Origin of the sequence: Streptomyces aurantiaciflavus (assembly GCF_049808595.1) — a bacterium.
Lineage (GTDB): Bacteria > Actinomycetota > Actinomycetes > Streptomycetales > Streptomycetaceae > Streptomyces.
On the sequence record NZ_JBNCAQ010000010.1, the window covers coordinates 215,687 to 230,309 of the forward strand.

14 protein-coding genes and 1 tRNA gene are annotated in these 14,623 nt (G+C 72.5%); 8 read left to right on the forward strand and 7 right to left on the reverse strand.

All coding sequences use genetic code 11. The features are described from left to right. Positions 1 to 92 precede the first annotated feature (92 nt). On the reverse strand, positions 93 to 1,598 hold the full coding sequence (locus tag ACPT94_RS14445; protein WP_360348184.1) for a PP2C family protein-serine/threonine phosphatase: 1,506 nt from the start codon (positions 1,596 to 1,598) through the stop codon (positions 93 to 95). A 513-nt stretch (positions 1,599 to 2,111) separates the two neighbouring features. On the opposite strand from ACPT94_RS14445, the gene ACPT94_RS14450 reads away from it, so the two are divergent. Beyond that, positions 2,112 to 2,777, forward strand: a complete 666-nt coding sequence (locus ACPT94_RS14450; protein ID WP_425245978.1) for a bifunctional DNA primase/polymerase — start codon at positions 2,112 to 2,114, stop codon at positions 2,775 to 2,777. 55 nt (positions 2,778 to 2,832) lie between these two features. Further along, positions 2,833 to 3,441, forward strand: a complete 609-nt coding sequence (locus ACPT94_RS14455) for a hypothetical protein (RefSeq protein ID WP_360348130.1) — start codon at positions 2,833 to 2,835, stop codon at positions 3,439 to 3,441. Between the two features lie 277 nt (positions 3,442 to 3,718). Here the strand turns inward: ACPT94_RS14455 and ACPT94_RS14460 are convergent, their stop codons facing one another. The 3 genes from ACPT94_RS14460 to ACPT94_RS14470 form a co-directional block, all read right to left on the reverse strand. Continuing rightward, a complete protein-coding gene (locus ACPT94_RS14460; protein WP_360348133.1) occupies positions 3,719 to 4,684 on the reverse strand; it encodes a DUF5926 family protein in 966 nt (321 codons plus the stop codon). 231 nt (positions 4,685 to 4,915) lie between these two features. Next, positions 4,916 to 5,467, reverse strand: a complete 552-nt coding sequence (locus ACPT94_RS14465) for an ATP-binding protein (protein WP_360348136.1) — start codon at positions 5,465 to 5,467, stop codon at positions 4,916 to 4,918. Between the two features lie 328 nt (positions 5,468 to 5,795). Next, the gene (locus tag ACPT94_RS14470) at positions 5,796 to 6,680 is read right to left on the reverse strand and encodes a glycerophosphodiester phosphodiesterase (protein ID WP_425245979.1); all 885 of its coding nucleotides are present in this window, start codon (positions 6,678 to 6,680) and stop codon (positions 5,796 to 5,798) included. A 302-nt stretch (positions 6,681 to 6,982) separates the two neighbouring features. Here ACPT94_RS14470 and ACPT94_RS14475 point away from each other — a divergent pair, with 302 nt between their 5' ends. Together ACPT94_RS14475 and ACPT94_RS14480 are read left to right on the forward strand one after the other, a co-directional pair. Continuing rightward, complete coding sequence (locus ACPT94_RS14475) at positions 6,983 to 8,503, forward strand: S1C family serine protease (RefSeq protein ID WP_425245980.1); 1,521 nt, start codon at positions 6,983 to 6,985, stop codon at positions 8,501 to 8,503. 125 nt (positions 8,504 to 8,628) lie between these two features. Continuing rightward, a tRNA-Ser gene (locus ACPT94_RS14480) sits at positions 8,629 to 8,715 on the forward strand. A 148-nt stretch (positions 8,716 to 8,863) separates the two neighbouring features. Here ACPT94_RS14480 and ACPT94_RS14485 read toward each other — a convergent pair. From ACPT94_RS14485 to ACPT94_RS14495, 3 genes are all read right to left on the reverse strand, one after another. Further along, a complete protein-coding gene (locus ACPT94_RS14485) occupies positions 8,864 to 9,202 on the reverse strand; it encodes a YciI family protein (RefSeq protein WP_425245981.1) in 339 nt (112 codons plus the stop codon). Positions 9,203 to 9,462: 260 nt separating this feature from the next. Then, positions 9,463 to 10,341, reverse strand: a complete 879-nt coding sequence (locus ACPT94_RS14490; RefSeq protein ID WP_425245982.1) for a bifunctional DNA primase/polymerase — start codon at positions 10,339 to 10,341, stop codon at positions 9,463 to 9,465. A 389-nt stretch (positions 10,342 to 10,730) separates the two neighbouring features. Next, positions 10,731 to 11,108: a hypothetical protein gene (locus tag ACPT94_RS14495; RefSeq protein ID WP_425245983.1), complete on the reverse strand. Its 378-nt coding sequence runs from the start codon at positions 11,106 to 11,108 to the stop codon at positions 10,731 to 10,733. Between the two features lie 189 nt (positions 11,109 to 11,297). Between ACPT94_RS14495 and ACPT94_RS14500 the strand changes: the two genes are divergently transcribed. The 4 genes from ACPT94_RS14500 to ACPT94_RS14515 all read left to right on the forward strand — a co-directional run bounded on the left by ACPT94_RS14500 (position 11,298) and on the right by ACPT94_RS14515 (position 14,564). Continuing rightward, positions 11,298 to 12,245, forward strand: coding sequence for a bifunctional MaoC family dehydratase N-terminal/OB-fold nucleic acid binding domain-containing protein (locus ACPT94_RS14500; protein WP_425245984.1), 948 nt, complete (start codon positions 11,298 to 11,300; stop codon positions 12,243 to 12,245). Beyond that, positions 12,242 to 12,661 (forward strand): MaoC/PaaZ C-terminal domain-containing protein, encoded by a 420-nt coding sequence (locus ACPT94_RS14505; RefSeq protein ID WP_360348157.1) that lies wholly within the window; start codon positions 12,242 to 12,244, stop codon positions 12,659 to 12,661. Before ACPT94_RS14500 ends, ACPT94_RS14505 begins: the two co-directional genes overlap by 4 nt. Continuing rightward, positions 12,658 to 13,824, forward strand: coding sequence for a lipid-transfer protein (locus ACPT94_RS14510; RefSeq protein WP_425245985.1), 1,167 nt, complete (start codon positions 12,658 to 12,660; stop codon positions 13,822 to 13,824). Before ACPT94_RS14505 ends, ACPT94_RS14510 begins: the two co-directional genes overlap by 4 nt. A 191-nt stretch (positions 13,825 to 14,015) precedes the next feature. Next, a complete protein-coding gene (locus tag ACPT94_RS14515; protein WP_360348163.1) occupies positions 14,016 to 14,564 on the forward strand; it encodes a SigE family RNA polymerase sigma factor in 549 nt (182 codons plus the stop codon). Positions 14,565 to 14,623: the final 59 nt, after the last annotated feature.

Here is a 14,623-nt window from a genome sequence, read left to right on the forward strand (position 1 = left end):
TCCTAGGTACGGCACTGGACCCCGTCCATCGTACGGTCGTACAGAAGGGGGCCCAGGGCCGAAGGACCACTTACCGCCGCCTGAACGCCCGGCTACTCGAAACGGGCCGCCAGCAGCACCACGTCCTCCGTGCCGCCCGACGCGTCCTGCTCCTGCGGCAGCATCGTCCGCAGCACATGGTCGGCGATCGCGGCGGGGTCCTGCCGCAGCGCCCGGGGCACGCCGGCGGCGGCCGCCTGCAACCGGGCGAAGGCGCGGTCGACGCGGTCGCCGGTGCGGTGCAGCAGCCCGTCGGTGTAGAGCAGGACCGTCTCGCCGGGCTCCGTCTCCAGCTCCACGCTCGGCGCCTCCCAGCAGGCGAGCATGCCCAGCGGCGCGGACACCGAGGTCTCGACGAACTCCGTGCGCCGCGCGCCGACCAGCAGCGGCGGGCAGTGGCCGGCACCGGCCAGGGTGATCTTGCGCAGCTCGGGCTCGCAGTAGGCGAACAGGGCGGTGGCGGAGCGGGCGGGCTCGGTCAGCCGCAGCAGCAGCTCCAGGTCGGAGAGGACGGCGACGGGGTCCTCCCCCTCCATCACGGCGTACGCCCGCAGGGAGGCGCGCAGCCGGCCCATCGCGGCGACCGCGCTCGGTCCGGAGCCGGTGACCGAGCCGACGGCGAGCCCCAGGGCCGCGTCCGGCAGCGGCAGCGCGTCGTACCAGTCGCCGCCCCCGTGCGGACCGGTGCGGTGCCGGGCGGCGAGCTGGACACCGGCCGTCCTCGGCAGGCGGGAGGGCAGCAGTTCCTCGGCCATCGTCGTCATGCACGCGCGTGTGCGCTCGACGTCGAGGAGGCGGGCGAGGTGTTCGGCGGCGTAGCGGACGTACAGGCCGACCAGGTGGCGCTGGCGTTCGACCGGCTCGGCGGGCTCGTCGTAGAGCCAGACGGCGGCGCCCAGACGGCCCGCGCCCTCGCCGGCGAGCGGCAGGGCGTAGCTGGCGGCGTAGCCGAGGCGGGCGGCGACCTCGCGGTGGCGGGGGTCGAGGCCGTCCTCGGCGAACAGGTCGGGCTGGGCGATCGCGCGGTCCCCGCCGGGCAGTCCGTCGAGGATGCGGCCGTACGACAGGGAGCTGCGCGGGACGGTCTCGATGTGACCGAGATCGGCGCGGCCGAGACCGAGGCCGATGGTGGTGTCCGGTCCGAGTCCGTCGGCGGGCTCCAGGACGACGAGACCGCGCCGGGCGCCGACGAGGGCGGCTCCGGCGCGCAGCAGTTCCTGGAGGGCGTCGGCAAGGGTGGCCGTCCGGGCCAGGCGTTCGGTGAGTTCGTGCAGGGTGGTGAGGTCGGAGACCCAGCCGGCGAGACGGTCCTGGAGGAGGGCTCCCGCGGCGGGGGGGACCGGTGGGGCGGCCGGGGCGGCGGGCGCGGGCGCGACAGTGTGTGCGGGCGAGGGAACCGTTGAATCGATTCCAGCCACTTTCGGAGGGTGAGGGGCGTTCATGGCGTCCGGCTCTCGGACCGGTGCATAGTGCGCAAAAGCATCGCAAACCCCCATGTCATTCTGCGCCGCTAGCAGTGTCTCCACATGTACACGCACTCGTGAGGGGATGTCCAGCATTGTCCTGCGGGTATCGCTGGTGTCCGTGGGGCCAGTGGGGTTGTCGCGCACGTTGCTTCGGCTCCCTTGCCAAACAGCAAAGTTGGCTTAAAACTGCCTCGGGTAACGGGTGATTGCGGTCGACTGGGCTTGCTCCACGGAGCGTCACAGCGGTCGTGATGGGTACGTACTCGGTAAGGACCAGGGGTCGTCGGGAGCCACCCGGAACCTGGTGACCGGCCCGGGCGTCTTAGCCACCGATGACCGTGCCCCATCCTCCCGTGGCGGCGGCGGAGAGAAATACGCGCACGGCGGAAACGCCATACTTCGCCACCCCACGCCATGCCCATGCTCGAGGTGGGCGCAGTATGGACGGAGTGGCCGCGGAAGCAGCCAACGATCGAACCCCAGGGGTTCCCCTTGTCTGCGACAGGGGTGTGATGCGCCAACAGGTACGCACAGTGAAGTGATCGACACATGGTGTGATGTGACCCACGGTGTTGCCAGCGGTGCAACGGAAAGGAACGAGCGCTCATGCGCGAGATCCTCGGAAGGCGACGCAGGCTCCTGTCCCAGCGCAGCGACGGGGGGCCTGAGTTGATCGACGCGGCCCTGACCTTCGCGACGGAATGGCAGTGGCCCGTACTCCCGGGCGTGACAGCGGACCCGCAGGCGTGTTCCCGCTGCGGCTGCCCCGACCCGGAGTGCTCGGTGCCCGGCGCTCATCCCTTCGACCCCGGCCTTCTCGCGGCCACCGCCGACCCGCGCATGGTGCGCTGGTGGTGGACCAACCGGCCGACGGCCCCCATCGTCCTGGCCACCGGAGGCAAGGCGCCCTGCGCGGTCAGCCTGCCCGCCCTCGCGGCCTCCCGCGCGCTCGTGGCGCTGGACCGGCAGGGCATGCGTCTCGGTCCGGTCGTCGCCTCGCCCACCCGGTGGGCGATCCTCGTCCGGCCGTACTCCATGGAGCAGTTGGGCGAGCTGCTCTACGCCAAGGACTTCGTGCCCGGCTCCCTGCGGTTCCACGGCGAGGGCGGTTATCTCGCCCTGCCTCCGTCGGAGACCGGCCAGGGGGAGATCCGCTGGGAGCGGGCTCCGCTGCCCGGTTCGGCCGCGCCCTGGGTGCCCGACGTGGAGGCCGTGGTGGACGCGGTCGTGGACGCCCTCACCCGGACGGGCGTGAGCGCACCCGAGTTGTAAGGGTGTCGGGCGCAAGCCGGGCGGTGTGCCGGTTTCGCCCCTTATCTTCCGGTCCATGCAGCGACACTCCGCGGACCACGGCACCCGATGGCGACTTCACGGCGGGCCAGGCCCCCGATGGGCCGGCCTCCTCGCCCTCGGGGGCGCCGTGGTGGCCGCGATCGTACTGCCTCTGGTCATGGTGTCCGCCGGGTTCCTCGGCGGCGAAGGGCGCGCGACGGCGGGGTCCGCCGTGCGGACGCTGTTCGCGGGCGATGACGGTACGGACGCCAAGGCGCCCTCCGCCGAACCCTCCCGTTCCCCGCTGCGGCTCGGCCTCGCCACCGCCGCCCGCTGCGGTCCCGAACTCGCCTCCCCCGACGGCGTCGAGGCCCAGACCTGTGTCCTGACGCAGGGCGAGGAGACCTGGGCGCGCACCTACTACCGCAACGCCACCGGCCGCGCCCTGGACGCCGTGCTGAGCCTCATGGGGCCAGACGGGCGCACGGTGCGGATGCGCTGCGCGGTGGGCGCCGACGACGAGCCCGGCGTCTGTGAGACGTCCCGTGAGTCCGGCCGGGGCGAGCCGGCCGCGTACACGGCGGTCGCGGAGTTCACCTGGGCGGGCGGCGAGGGACAGCTTTTGCGCTCCGGGAGCAACTCCACGGCGAATACCGGCAGTTGACGTCCGACGCCCAAGCGTGAACGGAGCCCGGCATGGAAAGACCCGGTTGCTGGCGACGGGGGATGCACCAGCAACCGGGCTACTGGAACGGTAACAAGAGATCGGCTCCAAGCAAATTCGATCTCCGGTCCCCATGGGCTTTCCGGACACCGGAAGACGCCCGCTTCTGACGCCGACTCACCTTCTGCCGACGGGAGTTGTGAGCGGCGTCACGCCTCCCGCCGGTATCAGGGTGCTGACCGGCCGGTCAGTGGGGCCGGGGTCCGGACCTGTGGCGTCAGCTGAGCGTCACCTGTCGGTTGGTGAGGCCGCCGCGGGCCCGTCGCTCCTCGGCGGTGAGCGGTTCGTCCGAGGCCAGGGCGGCGGCGAGACGCTCGGCGAACTCGGCGGCCGGCTTCTCCACGTCCTCCGCGGAGACCTCGCTCGGCAGGTCCCAGACCGGCACCGTCAGGCCGTGCGCCCGGAAGGAGCCCACCAGCCGGGTGCCCTCGCCCAGGCTCGAACGGCCCGCCGCGTGCAGTCGCGCGAGGGCGTCCAGAAGCTGCTCCTCCGGGTGCGGCATGACCCAGCGCAGGTGGTTCTTCTCCGGCGTCTCGCACCAGTACGCCGAGTCCACGCCGGTCAGCTTCACGGTCGGGATCGCCGCCGCGTTGGCCCGCTCCAGGGAGGCGGCCACCTCCGGCGTGGCGTTCTCCGGGTCCGGCACCCAGAACTCGAAGCCGCTGTGCACAACTGGCTCGAAGGCGCCTTCGGGGTCGAGCAGATCCTGCATCCGCGGACCGTCGGCCGGGGCGCGACGGCCCTGGACCGGCGTGCCGGGCTGCGCCTCCAGGGCGCGCTGGAGGGTGTCGGCGAGATCGCGGCTGATGTCGCCCGACGCCGTGTCGTTCTGCAGACCGAGCAGGACCGAACCGTCGTCGCGGCGCAGGGCCGGCCAGGCCATCGGCAGGACCGTGGCGAGCGTGACCGAGGGGACACCCTCGGGCAGGCCGTCCCTGAGCGTCAGCTCGACCGTGGCCGCCGGGACCAGCTCGCGCAGCGCCACCCAGTCGCACTCACCGGGCAGGCCCTCGAAGGGGCGGTGCACCAGCTCGGTCACGGCGTGCGCGGCGGCCCGGCCGTGACAGGCCTTGTAGCGGCGGCCGCTGCCGCAGGGGCAGGGCTCCCGGGCACCCACGACGGGGATCTGTCCCTCGGTGGGCTGCGGCCGCTTGGCCTTCGTCTGGGGTCGCTTCTTGGCCATCTGGGTGTCTCCCGGGTACGGCTCGTCTGGTACGGGCGGGAGCCTAGCCGTTCGCACGGGCAGTCACGGGAACCTGTGGACAACGGACGGGCATGTGGACGACGGAAGGACCAGGAAGGGGGAGGGAAGGGAGACGGAAGGGGACGGGCGCGGACCACCACGTCACTCCCGGCCCTCACTCCCGGGGCCTCACTCCCGGGGCCTCAGTCAAGGGTCCCCGCTCCGGGTCCTCTAGTCCAGGTCGTCGAACGCGTCCGCGAAGTCCATGCCGGGGATCGACGACACCGGCGGGGCGCCGACCCGGGAGGCGAAGTCGTCGCGCCGGCTCGCGGCGTCGGGGTCGTACACGTCCTCGTGGACGACGACCCACACCGTGACCTCGCCGCGGGCGTCGTCCCGCACACCCCAGTCGTCGGCGAGCGCCGTGATGATGTTGAGTCCGCGGCCGCCGTGCGCGGTGACCGAGGGTGTGGCCGGGGCCGGGCGGGTCGGGCCGCCGCCGTCGGTCACCTCGACGACCAGCCGGCCACCGGGGTCGACGCGCCACGCCGCCCGTACGTCGCCGTCCCCGGCGAGGGCGTCGCCCAGGGGCCGGCCGTGCTTGCACGCGTTGCTCAGAAGTTCCGACAGGATCAGTACGGCATCGTCGATGACCGCTTCCGAGACCCCGCCGCTGCGCAGCTGATCGCGCATGCGGTGTCTCGCCTTCCCCACGCCCGCAGGGCCATGGGGTACGGCCATGCTCGACGACGCGGGCACCTCCTGTGCCACCACCAACGCCACCCCCGAGACCTCCTTCGCCCCACGCCACGGTGTGGATGCCCCATTGGCCTGTACCGGAAACCGGCCAATCCATGTGCCGTGACGCACTCACAGCGAGCGAATACGGAGCGAACGCGCCGGAGCACTCCCCGTGAGGGAACCGCTTTCGTGTGGCTGGATTTCTTCGGTATGGCTGGGAATGGAGGATGCGGCAGGGAAAACGGTGTGGTCAAGGGGTATGGATGGGGCTTGTGGGACTTCTGTGACTTCCTGTGGCGCGAAGGGGCACTTTTCGGGCGGATCGGCGGCTCAGCGGCTCGGCAGCTCAGCGACTCAGCAGCTCAGCGACTCAGCGGCCCAGTCGGCGCAGCACCGCGCGCGGGCGGTTGGTGATGATGGCGTCGATCCCCAGCTCGACACAGAGGTCCACGTCCTCCGGTTCGTTCACGGTCCACACATGCACCCGGTGGCCGGCCTGCCGCAGCCGCTCCACATAGGCGGGGTGGTTGCGCACGATCCGGATCGACGGACCCGCGATGCCCACACCCGCGGGCAGCCGTCCGTCGCGCAGCCGGGGCGAGACGAACTGCATCAGATAGACCGTCGGCAGCGTCGGCGCGGCGGCACGCACGCGATGCAGCGAACGCGCCGAGAAGCTCATGATGCGCACCGGGGACTCGGCGGCGGTGGCCGGCGCGTCCACGCCGAACCGCTTCAGGAGCAGCAGCAGCCGCTCCTCGACCTGCCCCGCCCAGCGCGTGGGGTGCTTGGTCTCGATGGCCAGTTCCACCCGGCGCCCCGCGTCGGCGACCAGTTCCAGCAGCCGTTCCAGGGTCAGCACGGAGGTGTGGTCGTGGTCCTCGGGGCGCACGACCCAGTCGGGCTCCTCCACGCGCGTGCTCCAGGACCCCGGTGTCCCGGGGGTCTCCAGCGGCTCCCGCCCCTCCCTGCCCTCCCGCCCGTCCCGCGCCTTCCAGGAGCCGAAGTCCAGCGCCGCGAGGTCGGCGAGCTCGAGGGCGGAGACGGCTCCACGGCCGTTGGACGTACGGTTGACGCGGCGGTCGTGCACGCAGACGAGATGGCCGTCCGCGGTCAGCCGTACATCGCACTCGAGGGCGTCCGCCCCGTCCTCGATGGCCTTCCGGTACGCGGCCAGGGTGTGCTCGGGGGCGTCCTCGGAGGCCCCGCGGTGGGCGACGACTTGAATGGGGTGCTGTTGCCGTGCGTGGGTCACCGCGTCATGGTGCCACCGAGGCGGGGTACGCGTCCGGCCGGAGGGATGTACGGACGTCGCGGACCGGCCGTCTGAGAACCTTCTGAGATGTTTCGGGGAATGCCCGAATTGAATAAAAAATCCCTTATAAAGAATGGCCATGGACCCACAGCCACCGCTTATGGTGCTCTGACGGCCCGTGGGAAAAGCTGAGACGTACAAAAAGCACATGCACAGCTGCAGCGCGCCGGGTCGACGACAAGCGTGAACGAGCGTGACCTAGTGCGACCGAGGACAACAGCCGTGGATCGAGGAGAAGAGCTGTGAGCACCGAGAACGAGGGCACCAACGAGGGCACCGCGGTTCCCCCGGCCCCGTCCGCACCCCCCGTGCCGGTGGAATCTCCCTCGGCCTCCCCGCAGTCGCAGGCACAGCCCCAGGCCCCGGCCCAGACGCAGGCACAGCCGCCCGCGCCCGACGCCGGCGCGCCCACCACCCCGCTCCCGGCGACGCCCCCGGCCCCCGCGCACGCCACGGGCGGCGCGCCCGAGGGCCACTGGCCGCCGCCCACCGCCCCCCAGGGCGGCGTCCCGCACGGCACCACCGCGCCCGAGGGCCACTGGCCCCCGCCCCCGCCGGCCACCCCGACGTACGCCGACGGCTTCGGTGGCCACTCCGGAGGTGAACCGCCCGCCTGGGGCGCCGCCTACCAGCAGCCCACGCCCCCCAAGCCCCGCCGCGGCGGACTCGTCGCCGCGCTCCTGGTGGCCGCGCTGGTCGCCGGTGGCCTGGGCGGCGGCCTCGGCTACACCCTGGCCAAGAACGACGACACGGGCTCCACCACCGTCTCCGCCTCCGACAGCGGCGGCTCCGTCAAGCGCGACCCGGGCACCGTCGCCGGGGTCGCCGCCAAGGCGCTGCCCAGCACCGTCACCATCGAGGCCGAGTCCAGCAACGGCGAGGGCGGCACCGGCACCGGCTTCGTCTTCGACACCCAGGGCCACATCGTCACCAACAACCACGTCGTCGCGGACGCGGTCGACAGCGGCAAGGTCACGGCCACCTTCCCGAACGGCAAGAAGTACGACGCCGAGGTCGTCGGTCACGCCCAGGGCTACGACGTCGCGGTCATCAAGCTCAAGAACGCCCCCTCGGACCTCAAGCCCCTCACCCTCGGCGACTCCGACAAGGTCGCGGTCGGCGACTCGACGATCGCGATCGGCGCCCCCTTCGGCCTGTCCAACACGGTCACGACCGGCATCATCAGCGCGAAGAACCGCCCGGTGGCGTCGTCCGACGGCACCGGCAGCAACTCCTCCTACATGAGCGCCCTGCAGACGGACGCCTCGATCAACCCGGGCAACTCCGGCGGCCCGCTGCTGGACGCGCAGGGCAACGTCATCGGCATCAACTCCGCGATCCAGTCCACCGGCAGCGGCGGCCTGGGCGGCACCAGCCAGTCCGGCTCGATCGGTCTCGGCTTCGCCATCCCGATCAACCAGGCCAAGTACGTCGCCCAGCAGCTCATCAAGACCGGCCAGCCGGTGTACGCCAAGATCGGCGCCTCCGTCTCCCTGGCGGACTCCACGGGCGGCGCGAAGATCACCGACCAGGGCCAGGGCGGCGCCGCCGCGGTCGAGTCGGGCGGCCCCGCCGACAAGGCCGGACTCAAGTCCGGCGACGTCATCACCAAGCTCGACGACACGGTGATCGACAGCGGCCCCACCCTCATCGGCGAGATCTGGACCCACCAGCCCGGCGACAAGGTCACCATCACCTACGAACGCGACGGCAAGACCCACACCGTCGACCTCACCCTCGGCTCCCGCAAGGGCGACAGCTGACCTCGTCGTCCAGCAACCCACCGACCCACGCGCGCGTACCTCCCCGGTTCAGCCACAACTGACACCCACGCGCGCGTGCCCACCCGTTACTCTTGTCCCCGCGCCGCCGATCACCAGCGGCGCGGGGAGGCGTGCCCGAGCGGCCGAAGGGAACGGTCTTGAAAACCGTCGTGGCAGCGATGTCACCGTGGGTTCAAATCCCACCGCCTCCGCGCGATGAGCAGTAAAAGCGGCCCCTGACCAGGTCATTTGGTCAGGGGCCGCCGTATTGCGAGGTGCCCGCCCGGCACCCTTGTTCACCGCGGTTCCCCGGCGGGTCGGGCACGGACGGGGCACGACCTTCTGGTCCGGATCGGTGGCTCAGCTCTCCGGGTCGTACAAGATCTCGCGCACCTCCTGTGCGCACCGGCACGCCTCGGCGAGCTTCGCAGCCCACATCAGCGCGTCCTCGCGCGACGGGACCTCGATGATCGAGAAGCCGCCGACGACCGCCTTGGTCTCGGGGAACGGTCCGTCCGTGACCGTGCCGTCGGTGGCCACGATGCTCGCCTGCTGACGCTCCACTCCCGCGCCGAAGATCCAGACACCTGCGTCCTTGGCCTCCCGGACCACCCGGCGGGATGCCTCGCCGACCGCCGGGAAGTCCTCCTCGGGGAAGTTCATCGATCCGTCGTCGAACGAGATCAGGTACCGCGCCATCGTGTTCGCCTCCTTGTTCAGCGACCATCCGGCCGCCTCGTCGCCGCTCCCCTTCAGACGGACCGCGTGTCAGCTTCTCATCGGTCGTCTCGCCCCGCTTCGACGAGAGGTCGGCGGAGCGACCTCGGCCGGGAGCCGCTTCGGCGCGAGTGATCATGGCCCCTTGAGTCCCCGGCGGGGGAACGGGCTGTGGCTGAGGGCCGTAGCCGTGGGCCGTGGGCAGCGTGCCTACGGCCCGTTCCTTGTGCGGGGTCCGGGGCTCAGGGGCGGTGGCCGGTCATCCGCGCCGCCGACGCCAGTGTCGACCGCGCCTCACGCGCCGTCAGCCCCGTCCGTACGGCCGCGTCGACCAGGGCGTCGGCCAGTTCCGGCCCGATTCCGTCCTCGTACGCCCGGCAGGCCGCCCAGAACAGTCGGGTGTTGCGCTGGCCCTCGTGGGCGGCGAGGACGAACTGGATCAGGCCGCGGCCGTGGGCGCCGGCTGTCGCGGGGGGCGTGAGGTGGGGTGTGCGGGGTGGGGGGAGCAGAAGGCGGAGGAGGGCGCGGGGGCAGGGGGCGGGGGCGAGGTGGGCGCTGCCGGGGGCCGTTGCGTACACGCCGTGGTCGGTGCGGGAGCCGGGGCCCACCAGGTAACCGCCGGCGCCGCGGATGTCGATGCCGGGGGCGAGGCGGCCGGCCGAGTTGGGGACGACGACGTCGGGTGGGCCGGTGAGCCAGAGGTGGCGGCCGCCGGAGGGGGTGAGGACGACGACGGTGGGCGGGATCGTGAACAGGTGACGCAGGGCCAGTTCGCGCAGGGCGGTCGAGGAGTCGGCGCCGGACTTGGTGTCCAGGTCGACGCCGATCAGGTGGTGCGGGGGCAGACCACAGGCGATGCCGTAGCCGGTGGCCCAGGGGGCGGCGGCGAAGAGCTCGCGGATGCGTGCCGGGTCGGTGGAGGCGTCGTAGACACCGTGGCCGGGGCGGCCGCACTCGCCGTGGCAGGGCGGGGCGGTGGGGTCGTCGCGGTGGGGGGAGCGCAGGGCTGGGAGCTTCGTCCGGGACAGGGGGATGACGGCCAGGCCGCGTTCGGCGGCCGACAGGGCGTGGGCGAGGGCCAGCGTGGTGGCCTGCCGGGGATACCGGTCGGTGGTGGCCATGGGTTCATTTTCGTACACACGTTCGAAAAAGGGAAGGGGGTGGGCGGTCTCCGGCAAAGGAAGAGGTCGGCGGCTTCCGGCAAGGGAAGGGGTCGGCGGCCTCCGGCAAGGGAAGGGGTCGGTGGCCTCGGGCCGTCGCCCCCCTCTGCGCTGCATCCGGATCCCGATCTGCGGCCGGGCCCGCTCCGGCGTCGGCGTCCGGCCGCCGCTCGGCCCCGGCGCGCCGCTGGGCGACGGCTCGCCGGTCCGGCCCCGCGGTCGTCGCCGGGATCGCCCTGCTCGTCGGCGGCTGCCGGCAGGCGTGAGCACGCGGGCGGCGCCGCCGGACGCGGTGGCGGGACGGCGGCCGTGCCGCTCGACGGCGTCGAACGGAAAGCCCCTTGGGGCGGTCAGCGGGTGGCGGCGGCCGTCGGCTGTGAGGCGCGCGCCACGACGAGGAGGGACAGTCCGCAGGCCGCCACGAGCAGCCACCCCGGATGCGAGGCGGCGGCGAGGCCGGTGGGGCCGGCGCCCGTGACCAGGCCTCCGGCGACGGCGCCACCGACCGCCGCACCGACCTGGCGCGCGGTGGAGGTGATCGCCCCTGCCACGCCGGCCCGGGACGGCGGCAGGCCGCTGACCGCGGTGTTGGTGAGGGGGGCGTTGGCGAAGCCGAACCCGATGCCGATCAGCAGGTGGGCGAGGAGGATCAGCGGCACGCTCGTGTCCTGGCCGAGGCCGACCAGGCACAGACCGCCGGCCCCGGTGAACCCGCCCGCGAGCATCACGCGGGCGCCGGCGGGTCGCGGCGCCGCCGGACGGAACCGACCGTGGTCGATACGCGCGGCAGCCGTGTGCGCGGGCCCGTCCCGGTGACCTTGACAGTCACCGGTATCTGACGGACAGTCAGAAACCGTTCCCCGGACAGTCGGAAACCGTCCGTCCCCCGCCTACGGGCCTGCGAAAGGAGTACGGCCGTGGACGATGTGGCCGTGGCCGAGACCGCCGTGGACGACGCGTGGGCGGCACGCCTGAAGGCCTACGAGGGCCGGCCGGCCGCCGTCGCCGGCGTCGGCAGGGACCCGGTCAACGCGCCCATGATCCGGCACTGGTGCGAGGCGATGGGCGACACCAACCCGGCGTACACCGGACCCGACGCCATCGCACCGCCCACCATGCTCCAGGCGTGGACGATGGGCGGCCTCGGCGGCCACACGAGCCGCACGCGGGCCTACGAGGAGCTCCTCGCCCTGCTCGACGAGGCGGGCTGCACCGCCGTTGTCGCCACCGACTGCGAGCAGGAGTACGTCCGTCCCCTGCGGCCCGGCGACGAGGTCGCCTTCGACTCGGTGATCGAGTCGGTGTCGGGGCGCAAGACGACCAAGCTGGGCACCGGGTACTTCGTCACGACCCGGACGGACGTGCGCGTGGACGGCGAGCTGGCCGGCACCCACCGCTTCCGCATCCTCAAGTACGCGCCCGCGCACCGGAAACCGAAGGAGCGCCGCCCCCGCCCGGTGATCAACCGTGACAACGCCGGCTTCTGGGAGGGCGTCCGCGAGCACCGTCTCCTCATCCAGCGCTGCACCGCCTGCGCCACGCTCCGCTTCCCCTGGCTGCCCGGCTGCAACACCTGCGGCGCACAGGAGTGGGACACGGTCGAGGCGAGCGGCGAGGGCGCCGTCTTCTCGTACGTCGTGATGCACCACCCGCCCTTCCCCGCCTTCACCGCGTCCGATCACGCCGCCGGCACGGCGGGCCCCTACGCGGTCGCGCTGATCGAACTCGCCGAGGGCGTGCGGATCGTGAGCAACGTCGTCGGGGTGCCGTACGACAAGGTCCGCGTCGGGATGCCGGTGCGGCTCGAATTCCGGCGGTACGACGAGGAGTTGGTGCTGCCGGTCTTCCAGGGGGTCGCGGCGTGAGAGCCGGGGAGGAGCTGCGGCCGCTGGAGGTCCCCGTCACCCGGACCCTGATCGTCGCCGGCGCCCTCGCCTCGCGCGACTACCAGGACGTGCACCACGACCCGGAGGCCGCCCGCGCGAAGGGCTCCCCGGACGTCTTCATGAACATCCTCACCACCAACGGCCTGGTCGGCCGCTACATCACCGACCACTTCGGACCGACGGCGGTGCTCCGGAAGGTCGCCATCCGGCTCGGCGCCCCCAACCACCCCGGCGACACGATGGTGCTGCGGGGCACGGTCGAGAAGGTGGACGGGGACACGGCGGTCGTACGGGTCCTCGGGGAGAACGGCAGGGGGCGGCACGTCACCGGCACGGTCACGGTCACCGTCCCGGAAGGGGAGCGGGACGCGACGATGGCCGGGGGTGAGGGATGAGCGTGCGGGCGCGGGACTCCCTGGGCGGGCGCGCGGCGATCGCCGGGATCGGGGCGACGGAGTTCTCCAAGGACTCGGGGCGCAGTGAGCTGAGGCTGGCGGTGGAGGCGGTGCGGGCGGCTCTGGACGACGCCGGACTGCGGCCCGGGGACGTGGACGGGCTGGTGACGTTCACCATGGACACCAGCCCGGAGATCACCGTGGCCCAGGCCTGCGGCATGGGCGAGCTGTCCTTCTTCTCCCGCGTCCACTACGGCGGCGGCGCGGCCTGCGCCACCGTCCAGCAGGCGGCGCTCGCCGTCGCCACCGGAGTGGCCGAGGTCGTCGTCTGCTACCGCGCCTTCAACGAGCGCTCGGGGCGACGATTCGGCTCGGGCGTGCGGCACCGGGAACCCTCGGCCGAGGGGACCGCGCTCGGCTGGACCCTCCCCTACGGGCTGCTCACCCCGGCCTCCTGGGTGGCGATGGCGGCGCAGCGGTACCTGTACGCGTACGGGCTGACCCCACAGGCGTTCGGGCCCGTGGCCGTCACGGCACGCCGGCACGCGGCGACCAACCCGGCGGCGTACTTCCACGGCCGGCCGATCACCCTCGCCGACCACGCGTCCTCCCGCTGGATCGCCGAGCCGCTGCGGCTGCTGGACTGCTGCCAGGAGACGGACGGCGGTCAGGCGCTGGTCGTCACCTCGGTGGAGCGCGCCCGCGACCTGCCGCACCCACCGGCCGTCATCGCCGCGGCCGCCCAGGGCGCCGGACGGGCCCAGGAGCAGATGACCAGCTTCTACCGCGACGACCTCACCGGCCTGCCCGAGATGGGCGTGGTCGCCCGCCAGCTGTGGCGGACCTCCGGACTCGCCCCCGCCGACATCGACGTGGGGATCCTGTACGACCACTTCACCCCTTTCGTACTGATGCAACTAGAGGAGTTCGGCTTCTGCCCACCCGGCGAGGCCGCCGCCTACGTGGCCGAGGACCGCCTCCCCCTCAACACCCACGGCGGCCAGCTCGGCGAGGCCTACCTCCATGGCATGAACGGCATCGCGGAGGCCGTACGGCAGCTGCGGGGCACGTCCGTGAACCAGGTGCCGGGCGCGGCCCGGACACTGGTGACGGCGGGGACCGGGGTGCCGACGTCGGGGCTGGTGCTGGTGACCGACGGCTGAGCTGTGGCCCCTTTCCCCTCGTCCGCTCCTACTACGGGCGTTCGACCCCCAGGGGTGATCCCGCAGTAGGCGCCGCCCCCTCGTCCACCTTCAGGAGGTGGAGCCAGTACCACCCCTACAACCTGAGTCGGACTCCGCTTCGGCACCTGCGGCCGATCCGCCGCACAAGGGTCCGCTCCTAGCGTGGAGCCATGACCACACCCGTCTGCACCCGCGCTTCGAACGGCATGACGCGGCCTTACCCGTACCCGTCCTTCACGTCGTACGTCAGGGCCCGTCAGCCGGTGCTGCTGCGCACCGCCCGGTCGCTGACCGCGAACCCGAGCGACGCGGAGGACCTGCTGCAGACCGCGCTCACCAAGACGTACGTCGCGTGGGAGCGGATCGAGGACCACCGGGCGCTCGACGGCTATGTCCGCCGGGCCCTGCTGAACACACGCACCTCGCAGTGGCGCAAGCGCAAGGTGGACGAGTTCGCCTGCGACGAGCTGCCCGAGCCGGAGCCGCAGCCCGGCGGCGAGGACCCGGCCGAGCAGCAGGCGCTGCACGACGCGATGTGGCGGGCGATCATGAGACTGCCCGCCCGGCAGCGCGCGATGGTCGTCCTCAGGTACTACGAGGACCTGAGCGAGGTGCAGACGGCGGAGGTCCTCGGCGTCTCGGTCGGCACGGTCAAGTCGGCGGTGTCCCGGGCCCTCGGCAAGCTCCGCGAGGACCCTGAGCTGGACGTTGTTCGATAGCGCGCCCAAGTGGGGATTTGACGTGCGCTTTAAAGTGACCTGATCGATCATCGCTCCCT